We start from the raw sequence: 22,188 nt of genomic DNA, 5'->3' as shown, positions 1-22,188 counted from the left end.
GGCGGAAAGACGCGCTTAGTGCAGCGCAGTGCGGGTGCCGACTAGATGAGCGATTCGGAGGACGCCTCGCTTCCGACGCTATTTCCCGACAAGGCAAAAGGGGTGTCCGGCCGGATCGGCGTAGACCCGCCAACCCCGTGTTGACTCAAGCAGCCGAGCACCCGATGCGAGCACGGCCGAATGCGCCAGATCGAGGCTCCCGACGTGGAAGTCGAGATGGAACTGTTGCGGACGTTCCGGATCGGGCCAGTCTGGCGAGACGTAGGGCTCCACCGCTTGGAACGCCAGAACCTGACCGGTAGGCGTGTGAAGCGTTGCCCAGGCCTCATTGACTGCCCAGCGTGGATCCGGCTGATTGATCACGCCGCCCAGCAGTTCGCGGTAGAAGGTCGCCAGCACGATTGGTTGAGGGCAGTCCAGGACGACGCATTCCAAGGTGGCGAGCGGATCCGCTTCGTCTGATGTCATCACGGCAGCATCATGCCTGAGTCTAGACCTCGGGCGGCTGCTGCGCAGGCGGTGGTGTGACGCAGGTTCCGCCGGCGCGGGATGAGGCAGATCCGGGTGTGTGCTTGCTCGGAGACGCCTCGTCCTGAGCGTCACCGCAAGTCACGTCCCTAGCTGTAGCTCCTCGACCCGCAGTGCCGATCCTTCCCGCAGCGGCTCCCACACACCGGTCGACTTGAAGCCGTGGACGAGATAGAGGCGGCGCGCGACTTGGTTGCCCTCGGTGACGTGCAGACGTACGCCGAGATCTCGGTCGCGGCACCAGTTCACCAGATCGGTGAGGAGCCCGGCGGCGTACCCACGGCCGCGTGCCTCGGGCGCCGTCCACATGCCCCAGACATAGGCGACGGCGCTGTCCGGGGGAGTGAAGGCGCCACCCATCGCTACCCCTCGGCCGTCGTCCAGCACCACCAGGATCGGTGCTGACCCCTCGGCCCGCTTCCGCCAGAAGTCATCCGTGAACGCCTGGGCCTCGGCGAGCGTCGTTCTGAAGGCGTCGGGTGAGTCGGCCAGCGCCCGCAGGCTGACGTTGCGAAGGAGGGACCAGTCATCAGCGGTGATGGTGCGTACCTCGACGTTCATGGCATCGAGTTGACAGCAAACCTGTCGGTGCTGCCACTAGATTTCGACTCGGCTCCTGGTCGGTGCGCTCCCGGCATCTCGCGGGGGAAGCCGGCACCGCCAAGGCGCCTGTGGAAGTGGCCTGAGTAGCGATGTCAGCGGCAGAGTCGCGCGCTTAAGGGTGGCGGTTGCGTTGGAGCAGCACGGCGGGCGTCGGAGCCCGAACTTCAAGCCAGGGGGAACTTGGCATCCGGCCCTGATGCCGGCACCACGAACGGCGCGAACCCGGGCGGGATCGTTGTGACCTCAAGGTCTGCGAACACGAGGGAGATGCTGTGGCCGTTCGTCTCGATCAAGGCTTCATGGAACCCCGTCCCATCTCGGCTGACCACTCATGGGCCTCGAGGGACCCCTCCACGAGTTGCATGCCTGGGTACAACGCCTGCCACTTGACGCCCCAGACATAGGCTTCACGTTCACCCGCCTGGATCCAGGTGTCGTAGTCGATCAGGTCGTCGTCCTGCGAGTAGAGCCAGACATCACGCCGGACGGCCGTGTTCACTGTGGCGCGGACACAGTGGGTGAACCGGTACCTCAGGTGCTCGGGCTCGATCCCAGTTCGCGGATCTGCCGTTGCGTAGATGTACAACTCGTAATCTCGCATGTAGTCGGCGAAGCCGTGAAAGACCAATGCCTGGTCGAGCACATCATCAAACGCTTGCCGGATCTGCTGTTCGTCCACGCGGATACCCTGCACCAACCGGCGTGTCACTGCCGCAGGACTTGCCGCGGTTGACGGCCGGCCGCATCGACCGTTGCGAGAGGGTCGAGGAGGCGTAGAGGCCCTCCACGCGGCGGTATGACGCGGCACCCTTTCTGTCAGCCGGGGTTGCACGCCAGATCAAGGTTCGATGCGTAATGGCAAGATGACTACATGGCATCGGACTCCCGGATGGTGGCATTGGGTTTCGGAAAGTTCGCGCGCGCCGACCGTATCTTCGCCCTGGAGCGCATCACCGGGGAGGAACGCGGCGATGGCCGCCGCACTCGAGTCTGGATCGACGGGGTCACCGACCCCTTGATCGCGTCCAGGACCGAGATCACAATCCTTCGCGATATGGGCCAGGAGTCCGCGGTCACCGCACCCGAGCTCGACGAGGCAATGGACCTCGCCGCGCGTCTGGCGGCCGCGGCTGAGGAGGGTCGGGTGGATCTGAGCGATCTGGGTCGTCGTGCGCGACGCCTCCTCGCCACGACGACGCCATAGGAAGGGAGACGTCGACAGCCCGCCCCTTCGGTGAGTGACCCATCGCGGCGATGTAGCGCGCTCGCGGCGGAATGCTGCGCCACCTCTGCATGGGTTTCTCCACGGTGCCGGTGTGCCTTGCATGAGCCGAGAGGTCAGGCGCCGTCCTCGGTCAGGGTGGTGGAGGGAAGCCAGTCGGCGCCGAGGAGCTGGGCGAGGGCGGTGAGGCCGGTGGTGTCGCTTCCCACCGTGGCAGAGGCCGCAGCGATCCGCTCGACCATCACCCTGCCGACCTGCTCCTCGACGGTGCCCTCGGCGTACGCGATGCGCCACGGCGAGAGTTGGTGGTCGCGGTGGGTGCGGCCGGTCACCTGCCGTCCTGCGATACCCGAGAAGCGGGCCTGGTGGAAGACGCCGACCCGCGGCTCGCTGCTAGCCCGGCGACCGTCGGCGAGGGCTTCGCCGGCGTGCAGGCTGATCGAGGCGACCGTCGTGAAGACGCAGACCTTCGCCTGCCCGGTCTGGAACCGGAGCCGCTCGGCCTCTGCGTCGAACCGGTCGCGGCCGTAGATCGTGGCGACTTCTAGGCCGGAGTCACGCAGCCGGTCGGCGATCGGGTCGGCGGCGGTCGCGACGAACTCGACCGAGCACGCCACCTGTCGCTCGGCCTCGACCTGCTGGGCGATCCAGGCGACCGTGGAGTCGACGCGTATCAGCCCGGCCTTCTGCCGGAAGCGCAGCAGCGCTGCCCGCCCTTTCGCGACATTGCGGCCACGCCGGGCGATGTCCATCTCGCGGCAGAACTCTCCCCATTCGGCCTCGTACGCCGTCCGCTCCGACGGCGTGAGTGTCACCGGCATGCCGGAGATCGGCACCGGCCCCCACGGTGCCGCGCGGTGCAGCATCGCGGGCGGCCGCTCGTCCTCGAGCCAGCCGCGTACCAGCTTGAGGTCCGCGGCGCGCCGCGCCGGGTCGGCGGTCCACGTTGCGCCGTAGCGTCCGCGCTCGACCCCGACGCCGTTGCGCTCGAGCGCGGTGGCGAACGTGGCGTCGGGCTGGGTCGCCGAGGTCCACTCCTGCATCGGCTCGCCGAGGACCTGCGCATAGGCCGGGGCGAGATATGGCAGGTCGAGCGGCGTGTGTCCGGGCGTCGCGGTCGTCGCGATGACGAAGGGTGCCTTGTCGTGCGGCCGCCCGTGGCCCGAGATCCGCGCCCAGAGCTTCCACCGCTTCGTCGTCGTACGTCGCAGCGCGTGGGCCTCGTCCGCGATGATCACGTCCCACGCGTGATCCTTGACCTTCTCCAGGCGGTCCCATGTGATCACGACCCATTCGAGACCGCCGTCGCCCAGCGCCGCGATCGTGCGGCACCAGTGGCCGATCGTGATCGCGGCGGGACGGTCGGCGACGACCAGCACCCGTCGCGCACCGCGGAGGTCGCCCACCGCCGTCGCCCCGAGGACCGCGGAGATCGTCTTGCCCACGCCGGGCTCGTCGGCCAGCAGGAACTGCCGCCCACCAGCTGCAGCGCGCGCCGCGATGGCGTCAGCAGCCTCGTACTGGATCCGTCGCGGCTCGAGCGCGTCGGTCGCCTCGAGGCTCTGCGTCGGAAGGTCGGGATTGAGGGTGCTCTCGATGAACCGACCGAGCGTGTACGGACCCGGAGCGTAGGGCGCGAGGTGCGCCGGCACAGCGTGCCCGACGTACAGGTGGGTCTTGACTCCCAGGTGCCACGTGGCGCCCTCGACCTGGGTGCCGTAAGGGACGTCGAGCACCCACAGCCGCTCGCCCGGGCCGACGGCCGGCAACGGCCGCTTCGGTTGTCGCGTCCCGCTCCGGCGCGGACGCCCGCCGCGGCGACGAGCACTGGATCGGCGAGGACTGGCCACACCCAGACGCTATCCTCCAGGAGAGTCGACCCGCCGCTCATCTTCCGCGGCGGGGATTGTTCGTACGCGCGGTGGCTGGTGCGCTGCGGGGATCCTCCGGCCAGGCGTGCTTGGGATAGCGCCCGCGCAGATCAGCACGAACGCCGGGGTAGCCGTTGTCCCAGAAGGACTCCAGGTCTGCCGTGACGGCTGCTGGGCGTCGCGCGGGGGAGAGCAGATGCAGCAGGAGCGGGACGTGGCCGTCCGCGAGGACCGGCGCTGCGGTCCAGCCGAAGACCTCTTGGATCCGCACAGCGAGCACCGGTTGTTCGGCGGAGTAGTCGATCCGCACGCTCGACCCACTGGGGACCTGCACTCGCTCGGGAGCCAGATCGTCGAGCCTGCCTGCCTGCGGCCACGGCACCATCGCCCGCAGCGCGGCGGCCACGTCGACGCGACGAAGATCCTGGGCCGAGCGAACCCGCGCCAGCTGGGGCCCGAGCCACGACTGGAGGTTCTGCGTCAGTGCCACGTCACTCACATCGGGCCACGGGTCACCGAGCGCACGGTGCAGGAAGTCGAGGCGGGCGCGCAGCGCTGTGGCCGCCTCCGACCAGGCGAAGAGAGCGATTCCCTCGCTCGCCACCGCCTCTCGGATCGCTTCGGTCACGGCGTGGGCCGGTGGATCGCTGAGCGGGACGGAGCGGAGCTCGATCGCGCCCAGCAGCGTACGTCGGCGAGCCAGCACCCGCCCTCCGGTCCAGGTGACCTCGTCCACCTCGGTCCACAGGGACCCGGCCGCCTCCAGCGCGAGGTCCTCGGTGAGCGGGGCCGCCGCTCGGATCCGGGCTTCACGTTGCCCGGGCCGCCGCTCCGCGTCTCCGACCGCGAGCCACTCCAGCCCGTCCAAGGGTCCCGGGGCACGCGGATCAAGCGCCGCGCCCGTCCCGGACGCCATCAGGTAGCTCGCGGCACTCGAACGCTTGCGCGCAATCCGGTCCGGATGCGCCAGGGCCACCACCAGCCCCACCGCAACGTCATCGGGGAGTGCTCGGGCTGCTTGGGAATGGTCCGACGCGCTGCTCCGGCCGCCTGTGGGACCCTGCTTCTCGACGATCTTCTCCAGGCGGGTGGCCTGGCTGCGCCACGAGCCCGCACGCTGGTTGCCACGGAGCGACCGGAGCGCAGCAACCAGGTCGCCACCGGGAGCGCGCACGTCCTCGCTCAGCATCGCGACCACCTCTGAGGCCCGCCTGGGCCCGACGAGACCAGCCCCGTCGATGAGGGCACGCGCCAGCCTGGGATCGGCCGGTACGCCAGCGATCACCCGGCCCCGCGAGGTGGCTCTCCCTTCCTCGGTCATCGCCCCCAGATCCACCAGCACCTCCTTGGCTGCCGACATCGCATGCGCCGGTGGCTGGTCGAGGAGCGCCAGGTCGTGCACGTCGTCACTGCCCCAGCACGCCACCTCCAGCGCGAAGGCCGTCAGGTCGGCGGTGGCGATCTCGGGCTCCGGGTGAGCGGCCAGATGCGCGTGCTCCGCCTCGGACCAACAACGCAGCACGGCGCCCGGCCCCAGCCGTCCGGCCCGACCTGCCCGCTGCTCGGCCGCTGCCCGGCTCACCGCGACGGTGACCAGAGAAGCCAGTCCGCGACGGTGGTCAGTGCGCGGCTCGCGCGAGAATCCGGCATCCACCACGACACGTACCCCAGGTACCGTCAGCGACGACTCGGCGACCGCGGTCGAGACGATCACACGTCGGCGCGGGCCTTCGCTGAGCGCACGATCCTGCTCGGCGCCTGACAGACGTCCGTGCAGGGCGTGGACGGACGCGTCCACGCCGGCAAGGCGACGTACGGTCGCCTCGACCTCCGCGACACCCGGCACGAAGACCAGGACGTCACCCTCGTGCTCGGCGAGCGCACGACGTACGGTCGCTGCGACATGGTCGTGGAAGGCCGGGGTGATGCCCCGGTCGTCGGTGCGGCGTACCCCCGCAGGCGGCGGGCACCAGACCGCTTGGACCGGGTGCAGAGCACCCAGGACGCGGATCACCGGAGCGGTGTCGTCCCCACCGAGCAGGGCGGCGGTCCGTTCGGCCTCGATGGTGGCCGACATCGCCACCAGGGACAGGTCCTCACGCAGGTGGGCCCGGACGTCGATGAGCAGCGCCAAGGTCAGGTCGGCGTCGAGGTGGCGCTCGTGCACTTCGTCGAGCACGACGGCCCCGACGCCGACCAGCTCGGGATCGTGCTGGATCCGCCGGAGCAGCAGGCCGGTCGTGACGATCTCGACACGTGTACGTCGACTGGTGCGTCGGTCTCCGCGCACGGAGTATCCGACCGTCTCGCCAACCGGTTCGCCCAGCAGGTGCGCCAGCCGACGGGCAGCAGCACGGGCTGCGATGCGGCTGGGCTGCGTGACGACGACCCGTCCGGCGACAACCTCGGCGACCGCGGGCGGGACCAAGGTCGTCTTGCCGGTGCCCGGCGGTGCATGGACCACCGCGGCTCCGCGGGCACGAAGCGCCTCGTCGAGAGCGGCCAAGCCGGCGGTGACCGGGAGATCGGGCGGCGCGGCGAGCAGATTGCGCAGAGGGTCGGACACTCCTGCAGTGTGCCTGACGTGCCTCGGCCGGTGCCGCGTCGGCGCCGAGGGCTGTCACCACGACGACGCCCGAGCAGGCGAGCCGATTGTCCGACGCATCGCATCGGGGTGACGATCTGGGACTGGTGGATGCGGGAAGCAGTGCTGAAGGGCCCTGTGTCTCAGGCTCGTCGCGTCCGCAGCCGGTCGCTATCCGGTGTCCGCAGCGCTCCAGTCGATCGGTGCAGCGTCGGCCACTCGCACTTCCGTCCACCACCGCCTCAAGCCTCGACACAGTTGGTGCGCCCCGCTGGCGGCGATATGACGTGGTTCCGGAGGTGCGCTCGGAGGGTTCGCGAACGGCTCAACGTGGCGAGTCGTCACGGCTGCTGCGTCAGGATGGTGACATGACGAGCCTCATCCGTGTCGGGTATTGGCGCAGCAAGCACGATCCCACGCTGCCAGATCCGCGGGGACACCTTGATGAGACTTGGGACGACGACGAGCGGGAACTCATGGTCGCGTACCTTCGAGGTGGTCTGCCGGTGCTCCATATGATGAGGTTTTCGCCCTGTCGGATCTGTGACTTTTCGGCGAACGGAAGCGCCGAGTTGACCGACGGTGTGTATCTGTGGCCAGAGGGACTCGCGCACTACGTCGAGGACCATCGCGTGCGCCTGCCGCGTGAGTTCGAGCGGCATGTCTTCGACCACTGGGAGATCTTGGAGGCGGCGGCGATTCGGGCTCACAAGGCGCCGCCGGAGCGTTGGCTGCGTATGACTCAGCAACCGTAGGAGCTTCCCAACTCGCGGGATAGGACGATCCCGCATCATGCGGCACGATTGTCAACGTGACGGGACCGACCAATGAATGGACTGCCTTCGAGTCTCGATCCGCACCGTCCGACCCGGAATGGGCCGACGCTGTCCATCGCTTCACGGCAGGTTGCGTCGTCGAGGGGACGGTGTTCAGCCACCACAGGTTCGGCTTCTTCATCGACCTTGGCGAGCCGGTCATCGGTCTGATCGAACTCCCGATGCTGCTCGACCATCCCGACAGGCCACTGTCGCAGGGTGACTATCCACCACTCGGTTCACAAGTGCGCGCCGTCGTACTCGGCGCGACCCATCACAACCGGCAGATCCGATTGAGCATGCGCCCGTCAGACCTCAAGCGCGCCCACTTCTGACGGGCCGGCCGCTCAGCAGGCCGTTGAGTCCGCCGGCAGGCGGGGGAGTGATGCACGTGTCCGGAGTGCGACACGACGGTGCCGGATGGCCATCAGGGCATGTCGAGCGCGCGCAAGTACCTCGTGGTCATGGCGTCTTGGAACACGCGGCTGAATGGGCCGCCGAACTTGGCCAGATTCGATGCCGGTCGTGAAAAGGCGGCAACAGTCAGTTCGAGGCCGCCGTTGGCGTGGCGGCGTAGCGCAAAGCGCTCCTCTCCCGCCTCCGGGTGGCCCGGGAGTGTGCCATAGGCGAAGCCCACGAGGTCGGGCTCGTCGATGAGGCACACGACTCGGCAAGGGATGCGAAGTGACAGCGGACCCGGTCCGAGCCGCATGAGCACGACTGTGGAGGGTTGAAGCGGGGTGTCGGATGCAGACACCCGTAGGCCCGACCGCGCCTGCACTTGCCACGACAGTAGGTCCTGTGCGGCTCGTTCGAAGTCTCGACGCTGCAAGATGACCGAGCGTTCGAACCAGTTGAAGCCGGCGACTGGACCAATCGCGGTGTTCCCGACTTCTTCGTAGGTGTGCGCAGCTGAACGCAGTTTGGCGGCCTCGTCTTCCGGAAGCTCCTGCACGTCCATGGAGGCATCTTTGCTGATCAATAGTCAGAACACCCGGATCAGCACTTCACCGCTGCGCCGATCCGGCTGCACAGGCGGCGGAATGACGCAGGTTCTCGAATCACCAGATGCGCTAGAAGGGCCCCGGACAACGCAAAGACTCGTCGATGACGACGTCGGGTTCACCATCCGGCATACCGCATTTCTTGACCACCGCCGACGAGCTACGCCGTAGAGTCCTGTCCCATTGCTGCGACGGGATGAGGATTGAGGACTTGCAAGCGGATCTAGAACGGTTACGCAGAGATCAAAGTGGCGTGTGCTGGTGGTGCGGCGGCGCTGGAGACAGCCGGGAACACCGCCACAAGGCAAGCGTCCTCCGGCGCATGTGGGGGCCTGAAGGACTCCTCCTTGGTCGGGAGGGCGAACCTCTCTACCCGATTCCCAGCTGGAGGAGTCGAACCATCAAGTTCGGGAAGGTCCTGTGTCAGAAATGCAATAACGAGCGCAGCCAGCCTTTCGATCACGCCTATGACGAGTACGCGCAATTCGTCGACTCGAATTCGGCAAGGCTTTCCCGGGCCCGAGAGATTGACTGGCGGGATGTGTACGGAGAGCGATGGGAGGAGCAAACGCGGCTTCTCGGGTGCTACGGCATCAAGTCCTTCGGGTGTTGGATCGCCGAAAGCGGGTTTCCACCCCCCAATGCCTTCAGGGATTTCCTGGATGGCGGTGAACTCCTCGACACCAGGGTGATGTTGGAGCGTCAACAGTCGGCTTCGCTTGCGCAGCGAGCGATCCGGCTGGACGGCGAGTCGGACTTCCATCAGGGCATCGGAGTGCTCGCATCGGCAGGCTGGTTGGACCCGGAGCGCACACGACTCGTCGGCTGCGAGCAGTACGCCTACATCAGTGACATCTGCATGCGCTTCAACTGGGCCGATGGGACCGGTGCGGGTGACCTGTTCTGGTCCGCGCCGGTCATTCCGCTAGGGCTGATCCCCGCCTCGCTTACCCAACGTCTCTTGGCAGTTCAGATCGGCACACGCGCAGTAGGGCGTCGCCTCCGTAGGGTCCTGACCGCTTCCAGGGCGGGGGACTAGAGCCTCCGGCTCGACACAGGTGGGAAGCCCAGACCGCCTCCGGCGTGCGTCCGTTCCGCCCACCTCCCCTCCATCGTTGGAGCTTGCAGGAGATGAGAGAAGCGGTTGCACTACGCCAGAGGCCGCCTCCAATAAGTACCCCGGCCCTGCCTACGCCGTGGCCAACGTCATCCTCACCACGCCCATCGTGCGAGTCACCGCGGGGTCGACCCGACCTTCGACGCGAAGCCGGACCTGGTTGCGTCCGACGTCGTCGGAGTCGGATGGCATCCGACGTTCGCGACCGCGTGTGCGACCAGATTTCGTCACAGATCACATGACGCGGCGGAGCTGCCCCGGCCGACGGGTTGACGGCATTGGGGCGACGCGGATGCTCGTCCGCTGACGTGATGTCCTCCTGCAGACATAGGCGGTGACGCGGTCTGAGGTTGGCCCGTGGCGGATCGATGGTCACCGCGTTTAGTTGTTCAGCGAATCTCCCTCCCGGCAGCCCGTGGGGCGCTATCCTTCTTGCTGTCAGCCAGCGCTGGCACCCTGGCGAAGTCTCAACGCTCCGTTAGGGACGCAACTCCCGAGGCCGCCAATAACGGGGCGGTACGAGGTGTCCCTGCCCGCCGCCCTCCCGAGGGCGGTGGGCACTCGGGTTTCGGTGGCTGCAGAGTCGGATGCAGCCCTCCTGGTAGCTCCGACTTTGTGTACGGCTGATTTAAGGGAACCACCACGAACGGGGATAGCGGTGACTTCAATAGTCTCGTGGGTTGGAGTAGACACCCGTGGGCCGGCATCCGTGTACATCGGCAGTGATAGTCGGATCAGTTGGGGTGCGAGCCATACTTGGGATAATGGTCGGAAGACATTCGCATCTGCAACTCACCCATACATATTCGGGTACTGCGGAGACGTTCTCTTTCCTTCGATGGTCTTACCTGTGGTGCAGGAACACTTGGCCAGCAGCGCTCTCACCACACAACCGCGATCGGTGTTTGGTGAGGTAGGAAGCTTGGTCCGGCGCCTATGGAAGCAGTACCCCCATCAAGAACACCGCGACTTCTCGATCATCATGGCCGCGAGACTCGGCCAGAAGATGGCGGCACGGTTTTACGTTGCTGTGTTTGCTTTCAACGCGAAGACGCAGAAGTGGCACCTCCACGAGGAAGACATGCCTAAGGCCTCCTCGTTCCTCATCCACGCAGGAAGCGGGGCTGCAGAAGTCCGCGCGGCTGAGACCCTGTGGCAGGCGAGCGCTCATGCCGGGACGAGTCGGGCGGCTTTTAGCGCCTTTTGTGAGTCGATGCGCGCGGGTGCGGATCCCCACACCGGCGGCGGTCCCCAACTCGTGGGACTACGCCGCATTGGCAACGGTATGACGTTCGGCGTCGTGTACGACGGTCGCCGGTACCTCTCGGGTGCGGTCGTAGGTCGAGAAGCGGCAGCGTCTAGCACGGTCGAATGGTTTAACGAGGTGTTCGAGCGAGTTGATGGCGCGCGAATGATGCGCCTCCCGGAGGCGCAACGGCACCAGCCGAGATAGGGCAGCGGCGCGGACAATCCCGGTCTGGCGGAGACTGTTAGCCAAAAGCGATGACATTCGACGACGAGGAGGTCATTGGTCAGTGGACAAACGCGCGAACGAGTGGTCGATCTTGCGGACGGTGTATGACATCGAAGAGTGCGCAGGCGTTGATGAGTCGGAGAGGCCCGACTTCCTGCTGTCCAAGGACGGTCACGGCGCTGTGCCTTTCGGTGTCGAGGTCACCGAGCTATTCCGGCACGAGGCCGATGCCCGATCCGTGCGCCACCCGGATTACCTCGACGCCCTATTCCGCGGTGGGCCGTACATGCACAAGGACGATAAGAAGCCGTTCGCACTTTCCTGGGCGCGGATCACCGACAAGGACGGCGCTGTCAAGGCTGAAAACGTGCCGGTGATCGTGACCCCACCGATACCCGAGGCCGACCATCGACGGGCCATTGCAACAACGATCAGGAGCAAAGGGTCGCGCGGCTACGCCGTCGAAGATGGGCATGTTGACCTCATTATACGTGACCGATACTTTCCCTCGGGCGAACCGTTGCCGGACGACTACTCCGTGACCGCTTTACTCAGTGACGGGGTGCGGCAGGCTCTAATCGACTCGCCATTCCGAGAGGTCCACCTGATCTCGATCTCCCGCGCTCGCAAGCAGGTGATCCGGCCGCTCATCCAGTTGATGCTGACTGAACGGCTCTTCCTTTTCGGAAAGGCGGTCGAAGGCGCCCTTGGGCGACAGGGCATGGACGAGCAGTGGAAATACGTCCAAGCGTTCGCCGAGTACATGGAAAGAGAAGGTCTTGCGCTGGATCTCCTCGACTTCGACGGCCTGCCGGTCGCGGCGTATCGGTCGAGCGCCGTTGGCTTGGGGAGGGATTGGGGCCTGGAGATCTTCGATCTCGCCGACCGGCAAGCTGGGCTACGGTCCTGGGAACGACGTCCGTTGAGTGCGCTTACGGACGACGAGGTGGCGGCATGCAGCCAGTTCGTCTCCGACGGAGAGTTTTCCTGGGGCCACTATGGCAACCCCATCGAGCCAGCTGACCTCGAGTTCCCGAAGACAAGGTCGGTCCAGGTGGTCGAGGTCCCGCGCGACGAGCTGCCGTGACGTACGGGAGGCTCACTCCCGAGGAAGGTCGGGTTCGAAGTCCGAACGTTGCATGCCGAGCGCAGTGAGGATGATCTCGGGCACGGACATTTGTCAACCAGGCCAGGACACCGCGCTCGATACTTGCTTGGGTTTTGGGCCGGGTCGGGGCGGACATCTAGTCGTTGCCGCCACGGGTGATCGCTTTCGCCTTGCCCGGGGTATGGCATCCAAGGATGATCCGTACAATTTCACCTTGGTTTCAGCTGCGTCATTCTGGGCGAAGTTGACGTGTCCCTGCTGAGCGGTCAGACGCCGGCGACGTAGGCGGTGAGGAAGTGGACTCCGTGGCGGTCGAGGTTCCCGCGGGCGCGGTCGTAGTGCTCGGTGGTTCTTGGGTCTGCGTGCCGGGCCAGGATCTGGGCATCGCGGAGCGGCACACCTGCGTCGAGGGCGTTGGTGATCGCTGCGTGCCGTAACGAATGCGGACTGATATGCCGCGGGATCCCCGCGGCCTTCGCGACCCGCGTGACCATCCGGTACGCGTCGCGACGGTCGATCGGCTTGCCCGACACCGGCCGCAGGATCAGCCGACCGGTCTTCCGTTTGCCCCGGCAAGCCTCCAGAACGCGAAGGACCGGGACGGTTAGCGGCATGGTCGCGGGCTTGTCGCCCTTGCCGACCAGGTGCAGCACTCGATGGCCCCGCAGTGTCTCAGCGTAGTCCTCGATCCGGACCGCCGCCGCTTCGGAGGCACGCAGCGCGTTGATGCCCAACAGGTAGGCCAGGGCACCGTGGTGGACGGTGATGGTCTGGGCGATCTGAAGGAAGCGGATCAGCTCGAGCCGGTCGAGACCTTGGGTTCGGGATTCGTCTGCGTGCACCTTGGGCAGCCGCGCGTAGACGGCGGGGTCGGCCGGGATCAGTCCGTCGATGTGGGCGAAGCGGAAGTAGCCCCGGAGCCCGTGCATCATCGTGTTGATCGAGGACGCCATGAGACCGGCCTCGCCCAGGTTGCGGATGTAGAGCTCGACATGGGCACGTTGGATCCCGGTCAACGGGTCCAGCCCGTTGGTCTGGCACCACGTGAACCAGCGGCGCAACTGGTAGGAGTACAGCTCGTGGGTATGCCCCGCGTAGCGGGCCAAGAACGAGACCGCGGCCAGCTCCGCGGTCGTCATCGACAGGGGCTGGAACTGCAGCAGCTTCGATGTGGTGGACATGCGACACCTCACGCGACGACTCACAGCGAGGCCTGGGCCATGCCCGCCGCCAACACGGCGAGGCGCTCGAACAGATCAACGCTAACGACGTTGGAGCTAGCGCCGCTGGCAGCGGAAGGACGCACCTGCGAGTACGCCGCGCCAGTCTGCAAGCATTCGCGTATGGAGTCCGCACTTGACAGCGTCTGGGTCTTCCACGGGGAAGGCGCACGGTTCGCGAGCGGGGTGTTCGCTACCGAGGCGGACGGTCTGGCATGGGGCGAAAGCCATCGCCTCACTGGAATCCTCACTGAGTACCCGCTCGGTGTCGGGGCATATGACGACGCGGTCGCTCGTGGTCTTTTCAAGCCGAGCCGTGAGCACCACGGCACCCCTCGGCACATTGCTCAGTTCTCACCGGGGCGAACGAAGCACATCCACTTGGTCGACGGGCACCCCGCAAACGGGTCCTGACCTCAGGCGCCTTTGCTCGTCGGGAGGCCCGCGTCGTCAGGCGGCTGATGGCGCATCGCTGGCGGCGCAATGACGCAGGTTTTCAATCGTTGGGCCCTCGGCCCCCACCCAGGGACGCGGCAAAGTCGCTCATGCGGTCTGAAGCAGCGTGAGCGTGCGTTGGGGATCTTGGGCGTGGTGGCGGTTGGCGGCGGCGATGTTGTCGTGTCCGTCGAGTCGGATCAGGCTGATCGCGAGGCTGCGTAGTGTGGCCATCACGCGTGGCGAGTTTCCGGTCCTGACCAGGGAGTTGTCTTCGCCGTAGGTGACGTCGCGGACCCAGTGGAGCTTGTTCTCGATCTCCCAGTGGCCACGGTCCCAAGCGGCCAGAGTGGCTGGGTCGACACGGCGGTCGCTGGTGATGAGGTAGACCACCTCGACCGTCTTCTTGCCGTGCTTGGTGACCGTGCGTCAAACCTCTGCGATCTGGGCGGGCACGAGCGCGACCTTTATCGTGCGCCGGATCCGACGCCTGCGGCCCTTGGTCACCGACGATGTTGCTGGCGCATCAGTCCAGGGCAGGTCCTTGAGCCGCTTGTACAGGGTCGGGGTGTTGCCCTTCACCGTCATCACGTAGTCGGCCTTGCGGTCGAGGATCCGGCCGCGGTGTCGGTCTGGGTGTGCAGCGCGTCGATGGTGACCACCGCACCGGCCAGATCGGTGAACGCGGCCAGCAGGCGCCGCACGGCCGGGATCTCGTTCGACTTCGCCGTGACGGCGACCTGGCCCAGCACCGCGCCGATGCCGTGCGCCTGGTCCTTGGCCCCGCGCAGTGTCTTCCCGTCGATGGCGATCACCAACCTGCCCTTGACCTGCACGGACCTGGTCCACAACCAGGCACCGAGGACCTGGTCGAGCTTGTCCGGGTCGAGGGCAGCGAACGCGCGGCGGAACGTCGAGGCTTCGGCCGGTCCACGCCTGGCTCCCAGGTCCTCGAGCACCTCGGCTCCGGCATCGGCCGCCCACTGGCCGATCGCCGCGAACGACCTTGAGCCCGCGATCACAGCAGCGATCCCGACCGCGAGGAGCCCGGCCAGCCGGTGACGACGCCCACGTCGCTTGCGTGGGTCAGGGATCTGGTCGAGCAGGTCCAGCAGGTACTGGCGCTGCGGCTGGCCACAGGCAGCCGGCATGAACGAAGATGACATCGGCGGGTGAGGATCCCTCGTGGCAGTCGATGGTGAGCGTAGGACTTCCATCGTTCCGCCCGGACCCCACCCGCCACCCATGGACACGCCGCACGCCACACCGGCACCATCAAACTCGCAGGTCACACACCGACTTCGCGACTATGCCGCGTCCCTGGGCCCCCACCGGCTTGGTGTGATGAAGTCGATGACGTACTCGCGGAGCGGGTTTTTCGCCCATCGCGGAGCTGCTTCTATTCGGCCGGGTCGAGGTAGATTTCCAGGTCGAGGATGGTTGCTGCTTGTCTCAGCAACTCTTCCTTCGTGCCTCCCGACTCGGAGTGGAGCTTAGAAACGGTGCGAAGTATCGAACCAACCTCCCGGCCAGGCGCAAGGCCAAAGGCGTCCATTACGTCTTCACCGCTGACTGGCATCGGCATAACTTGTTGGAGGTTCAGCAGTTCTCGTTCGATGAGTCCATCAAGGTAAGCAGTAGGGTCGGCATTCGCATTCAGCAGTTGCAAGTTCTTTTTCCAAGTCGAGAAGTATCGATCGCGGAACGACTTAACATTTAGATCGCTCAGCCCGATCTGCTCCGCCAATATCGCAATCCGACTGTCGACAACGTGGGCAGGAATGGCTCTCTCCTTATAGATCGCCCACTGCGAAGAAACGGCGCTGGCGGTCTCCAGTTTAGTAGCGTCCTCTACGCCCGCAACCAGACTTAGTAGACCCTGAGTGGCGTCACCAGCCAGTTTCGACAGACTGCTGCGCCAGTGTGCCGGATCATCTTCATCGAACCCCGCACCCGATGCCATCCACGTTTCGACTTCTTGCCGGATCGCTTCATCACGACTGGATTCGGCGAGATGGTGCTGAAAGTAGGTCCGTAGTTTTCGGACGATGGCCATGTGCGACGAAAGGTCGACCACCGGGGTATTCCACGCTATGTCCAGCAGGTATGTGAATGCGTCCTTCGCCGATTCGTTCTGAAGTGCGTACAGCCAGCTCGCCAGCCGCAACACTCCAAGTTCGGGGTCGTTGAAGCCGCGCAGCGGCACTGATGGTCCGGTGAGTGCGTCTTCGTCATCTAGCAGCGTGACCAACGCCGCCCGGAGCTTCTCAACCAACTCCAGGAGGTCTGCCTCACTCATCTCCGCGACCTGGTATGCGCGGAGCGCGGCTTCTTCTCGCGGTCGCGGGCGACGTCATACGCAGAGACTGGATCCGCAATGGGACCCTGCAGACTGAAGGCTATGTTCAGAGGCGGCAGTGCATCGCCACGGGCAAAAGGATCTCCGCCAAAGTCTCTACCGCGGAACGCGATACGCTGCTGAATCTCCTCGATGTAGAGCTCGCCGCGACTTCCGCCCTCGTACGCATCCACAACCACGCCGTGAAACTGCCGTGGCTTTCCGGACGAATCCGATGCTACATAGGACCGAATGACGTTCCACCTGCTTCGCATTCCAACGCTATCGCGCTCCACTTGTCGGAAGGTCTCGAGAGATTGCCCGTATGATCCGAGGTGGAACTCGGCAAGGCCGCGTAAGAATAGGAGATTGGTGGCTCGTGTCGATTCGCCGCTGGCCAGGGCGGCACGTGTTAGTGCGTCGAGTTGTTGCCATTCTTCCATCGCAAAGGACGCTGCAATGCGTTCCCGATCGAACGGGGCGTGTCCCGATACCCCGACGAACCACAGGTTCAATATTACCTCTCGGAACCTCTGGTCAACCTTTGACAGTGACTGCGCCTCTGCTTCGGCGTATTCGAATGCTGCGGCCGCTTCCTCCTGTTGCCAGTCCAACATCCTGGGTCCACCGGCGCGTTTAACAGCACGAAGGATGATTCCGCTTGTAGAGCCTCGACTCAGGAGGTCGGCGTAAGCGCTATCCTCCAGTTCGGCCTTGCCGAACAGTTGACCGATCTGCATTCGGCGCCTCAACATCATGTCGGCATTTGTTCCTGCCCCACCCAAGTCCGACGTCTCAAATGCGACAATCAAGTTGGCGATGGCCTCAAGTTGTGAGTCGCCTTCGAGTAGGCCGGCTCCAATCAGATCGAACGTCGCCCATGCGAGAACGTCCAGTGAGTAGTAATTCTCAGGCGCTAGCCTGCGTGCCTCTTCGATGGCTGCCTTAGCGGCGTCGTAGTCTGCCAATGCCTGGGTGCGCTCCTCAAAAGCGGTAACCTGCAATCGGGCAGTTGTCGCCAATGTGGAGGCAAGTTCTGTCAGAAGTGACATTCGCATGAACTTGTGTCTGCGGTGCAAGTCTGCTTCGACCTCCAGGGCCGATTCGAGCACCTCCCTCGCCAGCACGAGAGCCTGAAGTCTGTCGTCCGGTGTGGCGGACTCCTCCACCGAGCGCGTCCACTCACGACGTAGGTGAGCTTCCTGAAGCATGAGTTCAGGGATTTGGACACTTCGCTCGGTTCGCAGGAACTCTAGCGCGGTTGCAAGCTCGTTGAAGTACGGCCTGTAGCCGACTCCCGCCCTGTCGCTGTCGAACGCCTGGGCAAGGCGGGCAATGAAGTCGGCCTCGCGATTTCCACCGGAACTAATGGAATCGAGAGTCATCTCTCTGATCAGCTCGCAGCTGACGCTTACCTCGCTTGATGGTCCACCGAGCCTGCTTTGAGTGATTATCTGAGCTTCGAGAGACGTTCTCGGGCCAATGTCTATGTTGCCTTCGGGATCCTCATACCACTCGAATACGTCAGTTCCCCGCAGCAACTCGCCAAAGTTGGAGTAGCTCCCATGGCCAAGTGCACGGAGGACAAGTTCGAGAGGGATCGGCAGCCCGAACTGTCCAGGTACCATCACCAGCCCGGTCAGCCTCTGGACGTTCTGAACAGCCTCTCCTGCGAGGTCCGTGCTCTCAGTGAGGAGCGGAGGAAGGTCCTCGAGAACACCGCTGTCGAATAGTGCCCACTCCATGGCCGTGCGAGGTGTGACGATGACTGAGGATTCGCGTTCTTTCCTTGACATCACCGCCTCTGCGAACCCGACTTCCCTTGCTACGCCCTGGCGTAGTTGTAGGCGCGACTGCGGAAGCAAACGGTATAGGGAAACAAGGAATTCGTTACCTTGCATGAACGCGGAGGCGGGAGTTGCCGACGCGATATCCGGGTCAACCTGCTGGAGGTATGAACTGAAGCGAGTTAGTTCTTCGTTCGTTAGCGCTCGGGGTACCTCTACGCCGCGAAGGTCCTGGGTTGGCTCTTGACGGTAGGCAGAGCCTACGACGACGGCCTTACGGCCGCGGGTCGTCAAGAGTCCGACTAGGTTATCGTATTCGTCCTGGGTCGCCATGCCGTCCCAGACAACCAAAACTGCTGGTGCCCCAGCGGTCTCTGCCCACCTCACGAACTCGTCGATGTCATCGAGTGCGGGAACCTTTACCCTGTTGGGTATATAGAGAACCGGATACTTTCGTTCCAGCCTTATCCGATAGGCGAGCCTGGCCATCGCCACCGACTTGCCAGTTCCTGTCGCCCCATGGAGAAGGATGGGCCTCTCCTGGAGTTGCTTCGCCGCAAGGGCCATGGACGCAACATCAAACAGGCTGTGCTCGAAATCACGCTCGAACGCGAAACCTCGTGCGTAGGCGTGCCAATCGGGCTTACCTTCCGACGTTTCCAGAAACTTCCTGAAAGCCGCGTACCTCGCTGCTTTCGAAAGCGGGGGCGGCTGCGCAAAGACGTCGTCATCGTTAAGGATGAAGGCGCTTCGAGAAACGCGTTTCCACAGCTCGCGAGGGACGTTCAGAACGTCGTCGGTCAACTCAATGCGGTGACCGGTCTCCAGCCCAGTGTCAGGCGTTCCCGCCCGAAGCAGTCCCTGATCGATACCGCGCTGTACGGCCGAGGCGAGAGATTCCTCATGCAAAACGAGCTTGTTGGAGGAGGTGAGGTACTGGATGACGTCAAGGTCTCGGAGGTCGGGGGAAACACTGAACAGGTGCGCTTGCTGATCGGCGAGCATGTCCAAGCTCGACAGGAGGTCATCTGGTGTCAGCCAGTCGTCAGCGGCGTACCCCTCGATCGCCAATACGCCGCGTGGCGTCAACAACTCTGGCAGCCGTCGTAGCAGGCTCGTGGCGGCTGGTCTGCGCACTCGAAGAGCAATTTGGCTGCTGGGAATCGGCGCGACCTCGTGCCAACGCGCTGAACCAAACAGGAGCGTGCATACTAGATCGATCTTGCTGCGCGGCTGGTCGGGACGTTGGAGCTCGTTGTAGATAGGCCTCAGTTGGCGCCAGTCTGTACGGAAGGCCTCGATCCAGGTGCTGTCGACTGCGGAGGTGTACAGCGAGGACCACGGAAACGAAGCGACGGTCTGCAGCGAAGGTGGCTGTGGCAGGCCGCTCGATTGTCTGTCTAGCCAATGGACGGCGGCTTCGATCTGCGAAGTGAAGTCGTCGACGAGGATTTGGTCGTAACCTGCGCCCTCTCCGGGACCGTACTTTGAGGCGACCAGTTGTCGTACGGGATCGCTTCCGCTCTCCAGAGCCAAGTAGCCCTGACCGAGAAGTAGTACGGCCGGGCCAACCCGTAAACGGGCTGCAAAGTCTCGCTCTGTTGGCAACTGGGCACTCCCATGTCTACGTGACCCTTGGTGGTAACGACGGGGACAGGTTGCCACAGGCAGGCGGCCCACGGCGTTCGAATCTAACGGTACAGGCGTGTCGCTTGTCGCGGGGTAGGCCGCGGCACGCACTGCCTTCGAGGGTTCCCGTTGTGCCGGAGGGCTTGCTAGAACTCAGGGCGGTATCCGGTGATGGCTCGAGCAGCCCGGCAGGTTGCTCCCTTGACGGCAGGTTGAGGTTGAAGGCGGTGGGTGAGAGAACGTTGGTCACTGCGATGAGGACGAAGTCCGGGTCAGTCTCCACCCGCCAACTCTCCTTGGTCGTCAGGTTGAACGCCACGGTCGAGTTCATGGTCCAGTGACCTCCACATGAAGTTCGCGAGCGTCGATTACGGAGAGAAGGTCGTAACCGACACCGTCCCTCTGTCGGTCCTTCATCAAGCTCGGGAAGGCGAAGGTCGGCTGCGTCATCCTGGGCACATTGACGCACTCGGAGGCCGCCCGCGCGTTGACCGTGACACTTAACCTGACTGTGTGAGGAGAACGGGCGGCCGGTCGGCGCGGGTGGGGGACGTGCACGCGCTTGCCCTTGGCATGCCCCACGTCCGCATCTACGTGGGCACCCAGAACAGGCCGGTCTATCAAGTGGGCGGAAAGTCGTTCGTCTTCTTCAGGAACCCCCGTCCTGACGCGTTCGACCCGGACACCGGCCAGCGCTACGAGGACGTGATCGTCTTCTGGGTGCCTAACGAGGGGGACAAGCTTGCCGTGGTGCAGGACGAGTCCTCGCCGTTCTTCACTACTCCGCACTTCGACGGCCACCTGTCGGTTCTGGTCCGAGCGAGCCGGCTTGGGGAGATCAGCTATGACGAGCTCGCTGAGGTCGTACAGGATGCTTGGCTTTCGCGCGCTTCAGCTCGCCGAAGAGCGACCTGGCTCGGGGAGCACTTACCGGACTAGCGTGAGGACTCGTTGGCGGCGCCATGACGCAGACGTCGCATGGCCCCGACCGCACAGACGGCGGGCCGGGGCTCTATGCATCAGACGTCGGCCGGGGCAGCACGGCGATCGCGCGGCCGTGGCTGACCGCCAACTTGGGTGATCGGGCACGCGGCCCAGGAGGAAGTAGCCGGGGGAGGAGTGGCGCTGACGCTCGCCCGGCCGACCGACGGGCTCGATGCGCCTGGCACGCGCGATCAGCATCTCCGGGGTACGTTCCTGCTGGGGGCGCGCAGCGATGCCGAGCTGGCACAGGCTCCAATGGCTGCGGTCGCGGCAGCCGCGCGGACGCTCAGGCACGACCCCCTCTGTCACAGTGACCGCCCTACGGACCGCACGATCATCGATCCAGCCGGTGCCTCAGCTTCTTAGGAGCGCAGAACCGGTAACTCTCGGTCACCAGCTCGGCCACCTCTTCCCAGTCTGTATCGCCGTCGAGCACCATGCCGACGACGGTGGGCGACCACGGAGGCTGGTAGAACGGTGGCCCGGCGTGGACCAGAGCCAGCAGTTCGTCGCCGGAGGATCGGAAGGTCAGCACCGTCGTGGGCTCGGTCACCCCGGTCATATCGCGGTACGCCGACGTGTACCCCTCTTGGGCAACCAGGACGTGAGCGAAGGTCTTCTTCCTGACTCGCCACCTGACGCCGGTCCAGGCATCCTCCTCGTAGGCGTCGGGAAGCGACAACGCGGTCGACGCAACCTTGGCGACTACGTCGGCGGCGGGCTCGATGCGCGGCGGCCGGGACATGCCGCAAGTCTGTCAGCGACTGCGCGGATGACGGCGTGGGTAGGTCCTCGCGACGCGACCTGTGCGGAACGAGAGCAGTCTGGAGCTGTGTGCTCGGCCCGTGCGCCCAGGACGGTTCGTCTCTCAGGCGAAGCGCGTCGCGATCCCGGGGTAGTCGAGGACGAGCCCATACTTGTCGTACACCAACACGGCGTTGAAACCGCCTTCGGAGTGGTAGTCGAACCGGTGGCCGTCGAGGCGTCGGTAGGACTGGTCGAGGCGTCTGACCTGAAGGTCAAGTGCCTGGACGTAGGCGGCTGGCGCGGTGACGACGTCGCCTAGCGGCAGATCCAGCCGGTGGACGGGAAGGGTGTTGGTGCAGGCAGAGGCCTCGAGGTCGACGTCGTAGAGCCCGTCGAGCTGGGGCGCCGACCGGCCATCGACGGTCCAGGAACCTTTGCCGTCGGAGACAAGTACAGTGGACCGTCGCCCGCGAGCGGTGTCATTGTGGACGTGGACTTCGCGCGTACGCCAGAGGGCATCAACCGAGATCTCATAGTGGACCGCGTAGGCCTGGCCCGCCTCGACGGCTGAGGTGTATCCACGGATGCCGGAGGCGTCTCGATAGACGACCTCGAACCCGTCGACGGCGTCGACGAACTGCCACGCAGCGAACGGCGGGAGCTCCTCGTATGCCATGTTGGGAGTAAACCAGCAAGCGCCCAAGCGAGGTGGCGCATCTTGT

General features: G+C 65.0%; 20 protein-coding genes. 6 read left to right on the top strand and 14 right to left on the bottom strand.

All coding sequences use genetic code 11. The features are described 5' to 3' along the window. Window positions 1–78 precede the first annotated feature (78 nt). The 3 genes from ABZY89_RS11240 to ABZY89_RS11230 all read right to left on the bottom strand — a co-directional run bounded on the left by ABZY89_RS11240 (window position 79) and on the right by ABZY89_RS11230 (window position 1,810). Window positions 79–468 (bottom strand): VOC family protein, encoded by a 390-nt coding sequence (locus ABZY89_RS11240; protein ID WP_355227130.1) that lies wholly within the window; start codon window positions 466–468, stop codon window positions 79–81. Window positions 469–609: 141 nt separating this feature from the next. Continuing rightward, entirely contained in the window at window positions 610–1,089 is a 480-nt protein-coding gene (locus ABZY89_RS11235; protein WP_355227128.1) for a GNAT family N-acetyltransferase, read from the bottom strand. A gap of 331 nt (window positions 1,090–1,420) precedes the next feature. Continuing rightward, window positions 1,421–1,810, bottom strand: coding sequence for a hypothetical protein (locus tag ABZY89_RS11230; RefSeq protein WP_355227127.1), 390 nt, complete (start codon window positions 1,808–1,810; stop codon window positions 1,421–1,423). Window positions 1,811–2,002: 192 nt separating this feature from the next. On the opposite strand from ABZY89_RS11230, the gene ABZY89_RS11225 reads away from it, so the two are divergent. Beyond that, a complete protein-coding gene (locus ABZY89_RS11225) occupies window positions 2,003–2,335 on the top strand; it encodes a hypothetical protein (protein ID WP_141793738.1) in 333 nt (110 codons plus the stop codon). Between the two features lie 134 nt (window positions 2,336–2,469). Here ABZY89_RS11225 and ABZY89_RS11220 read toward each other — a convergent pair whose 3' ends face one another. Then, the gene (locus tag ABZY89_RS11220; RefSeq protein WP_355227125.1) at window positions 2,470–4,203 is read right to left on the bottom strand and encodes a helicase; all 1,734 of its coding nucleotides are present in this window, start codon (window positions 4,201–4,203) and stop codon (window positions 2,470–2,472) included. A 37-nt stretch (window positions 4,204–4,240) separates the two neighbouring features. Continuing rightward, complete coding sequence (hrpB, locus tag ABZY89_RS11215) at window positions 4,241–6,790, bottom strand: ATP-dependent helicase HrpB (protein ID WP_355227124.1); 2,550 nt, start codon at window positions 6,788–6,790, stop codon at window positions 4,241–4,243. 386 nt (window positions 6,791–7,176) lie between these two features. Between hrpB and ABZY89_RS11210 the strand changes: the two genes are divergently transcribed. Both ABZY89_RS11210 and ABZY89_RS11205 read left to right on the top strand, forming a co-directional pair. After that, window positions 7,177–7,563, top strand: a complete 387-nt coding sequence (locus ABZY89_RS11210; RefSeq protein ID WP_355227122.1) for a hypothetical protein — start codon at window positions 7,177–7,179, stop codon at window positions 7,561–7,563. A gap of 56 nt (window positions 7,564–7,619) precedes the next feature. Further along, a complete protein-coding gene (locus ABZY89_RS11205) occupies window positions 7,620–7,958 on the top strand; it encodes a S1 RNA-binding domain-containing protein (RefSeq protein WP_355227120.1) in 339 nt (112 codons plus the stop codon). A 92-nt stretch (window positions 7,959–8,050) separates the two neighbouring features. On the opposite strand, the gene ABZY89_RS11200 is transcribed toward ABZY89_RS11205, so the two are convergent. Beyond that, the gene (locus ABZY89_RS11200; protein ID WP_355227118.1) at window positions 8,051–8,584 is read right to left on the bottom strand and encodes a DUF1990 domain-containing protein; all 534 of its coding nucleotides are present in this window, start codon (window positions 8,582–8,584) and stop codon (window positions 8,051–8,053) included. 365 nt (window positions 8,585–8,949) lie between these two features. Here ABZY89_RS11200 and ABZY89_RS11195 point away from each other — a divergent pair, with 365 nt between their 5' ends. Then, entirely contained in the window at window positions 8,950–9,666 is a 717-nt protein-coding gene (locus ABZY89_RS11195; RefSeq protein WP_355227117.1) for a hypothetical protein, read from the top strand. 1,613 nt (window positions 9,667–11,279) lie between these two features. Then, window positions 11,280–12,305, top strand: coding sequence for a hypothetical protein (locus ABZY89_RS11190; RefSeq protein WP_355227115.1), 1,026 nt, complete (start codon window positions 11,280–11,282; stop codon window positions 12,303–12,305). A 287-nt stretch (window positions 12,306–12,592) separates the two neighbouring features. Here ABZY89_RS11190 and ABZY89_RS11185 read toward each other — a convergent pair whose 3' ends face one another. The 6 genes from ABZY89_RS11185 to ABZY89_RS11160 all read right to left on the bottom strand — a co-directional run bounded on the left by ABZY89_RS11185 (window position 12,593) and on the right by ABZY89_RS11160 (window position 19,642). Further along, entirely contained in the window at window positions 12,593–13,507 is a 915-nt protein-coding gene (locus ABZY89_RS11185; RefSeq protein ID WP_355227113.1) for a tyrosine-type recombinase/integrase, read from the bottom strand. Between the two features lie 582 nt (window positions 13,508–14,089). After that, the gene (locus ABZY89_RS11180) at window positions 14,090–14,374 is read right to left on the bottom strand and encodes a transposase (protein WP_355227111.1); all 285 of its coding nucleotides are present in this window, start codon (window positions 14,372–14,374) and stop codon (window positions 14,090–14,092) included. A 36-nt stretch (window positions 14,375–14,410) separates the two neighbouring features. After that, complete coding sequence (locus ABZY89_RS11175; protein WP_355227110.1) at window positions 14,411–14,572, bottom strand: hypothetical protein; 162 nt, start codon at window positions 14,570–14,572, stop codon at window positions 14,411–14,413. Further along, the gene (locus ABZY89_RS11170; protein ID WP_355227108.1) at window positions 14,569–15,147 is read right to left on the bottom strand and encodes an ISAs1 family transposase; all 579 of its coding nucleotides are present in this window, start codon (window positions 15,145–15,147) and stop codon (window positions 14,569–14,571) included. The genes ABZY89_RS11175 and ABZY89_RS11170 overlap by 4 nt, the downstream gene beginning before the upstream one ends. 233 nt (window positions 15,148–15,380) lie before the next feature. Continuing rightward, complete coding sequence (locus ABZY89_RS11165) at window positions 15,381–16,280, bottom strand: hypothetical protein (RefSeq protein ID WP_355227107.1); 900 nt, start codon at window positions 16,278–16,280, stop codon at window positions 15,381–15,383. Continuing rightward, on the bottom strand, window positions 16,277–19,642 hold the full coding sequence (locus ABZY89_RS11160; RefSeq protein WP_355227105.1) for a hypothetical protein: 3,366 nt from the start codon (window positions 19,640–19,642) through the stop codon (window positions 16,277–16,279). The genes ABZY89_RS11165 and ABZY89_RS11160 overlap by 4 nt, the downstream gene beginning before the upstream one ends. Before the next feature lie 606 nt (window positions 19,643–20,248). Here ABZY89_RS11160 and ABZY89_RS11155 point away from each other — a divergent pair. Next, window positions 20,249–20,674 carry a hypothetical protein gene (locus tag ABZY89_RS11155; RefSeq protein ID WP_355227103.1) on the top strand — a complete coding sequence of 142 codons (426 nt, stop codon included), beginning with the start codon at window positions 20,249–20,251 and terminating at the stop codon, window positions 20,672–20,674. A 379-nt stretch (window positions 20,675–21,053) separates the two neighbouring features. Here ABZY89_RS11155 and ABZY89_RS11150 read toward each other — a convergent pair whose 3' ends face one another. Together ABZY89_RS11150 and ABZY89_RS11145 are read right to left on the bottom strand one after the other, a co-directional pair. Beyond that, entirely contained in the window at window positions 21,054–21,464 is a 411-nt protein-coding gene (locus ABZY89_RS11150; RefSeq protein ID WP_350665160.1) for an MmcQ/YjbR family DNA-binding protein, read from the bottom strand. Between the two features lie 123 nt (window positions 21,465–21,587). Beyond that, on the bottom strand, window positions 21,588–22,142 hold the full coding sequence (locus ABZY89_RS11145) for a putative glycolipid-binding domain-containing protein (protein ID WP_355227101.1): 555 nt from the start codon (window positions 22,140–22,142) through the stop codon (window positions 21,588–21,590). Window positions 22,143–22,188: the final 46 nt, after the last annotated feature.

The organism is Nocardioides sp. NPDC006303 (assembly GCF_040613175.1).
Taxonomy (GTDB): Bacteria; Actinomycetota; Actinomycetes; order Propionibacteriales; family Nocardioidaceae; genus Nocardioides.
Note: the sequence above shows the minus strand (reverse complement) of the source record. Positions and strands in the feature narration are given on the sequence as shown.

Excerpts from the sequence above, each read along its gene's own strand:
- ABZY89_RS11240 (WP_355227130.1), bottom strand. The coding sequence starts at position 468 with ATGACATCAGACGAAGCGGATCCGCTCGCCACCTTGGAATGCGTCGTC.
- ABZY89_RS11235 (WP_355227128.1), bottom strand. The coding sequence starts at position 1,089 with ATGAACGTCGAGGTACGCACCATCACCGCTGATGACTGGTCCCTCCTT.
- ABZY89_RS11225 (WP_141793738.1), top strand. The coding sequence starts at position 2,003 with ATGGCATCGGACTCCCGGATGGTGGCATTGGGTTTCGGAAAGTTCGCG.
- ABZY89_RS11210 (WP_355227122.1), top strand. The coding sequence starts at position 7,177 with ATGACGAGCCTCATCCGTGTCGGGTATTGGCGCAGCAAGCACGATCCC.
- ABZY89_RS11200 (WP_355227118.1), bottom strand. The coding sequence starts at position 8,584 with ATGGACGTGCAGGAGCTTCCGGAAGACGAGGCCGCCAAACTGCGTTCA.
- ABZY89_RS11195 (WP_355227117.1), top strand. The coding sequence starts at position 8,950 with ATGTGGGGGCCTGAAGGACTCCTCCTTGGTCGGGAGGGCGAACCTCTC.
- ABZY89_RS11185 (WP_355227113.1), bottom strand. The coding sequence starts at position 13,507 with ATGTCCACCACATCGAAGCTGCTGCAGTTCCAGCCCCTGTCGATGACG.
- ABZY89_RS11170 (WP_355227108.1), bottom strand. The coding sequence starts at position 15,147 with ATGTCATCTTCGTTCATGCCGGCTGCCTGTGGCCAGCCGCAGCGCCAG.
- ABZY89_RS11165 (WP_355227107.1), bottom strand. The coding sequence starts at position 16,280 with ATGAGTGAGGCAGACCTCCTGGAGTTGGTTGAGAAGCTCCGGGCGGCG.
- ABZY89_RS11150 (WP_350665160.1), bottom strand. The coding sequence starts at position 21,464 with ATGTCCCGGCCGCCGCGCATCGAGCCCGCCGCCGACGTAGTCGCCAAG.
- ABZY89_RS11145 (WP_355227101.1), bottom strand. The coding sequence starts at position 22,142 with ATGGCATACGAGGAGCTCCCGCCGTTCGCTGCGTGGCAGTTCGTCGAC.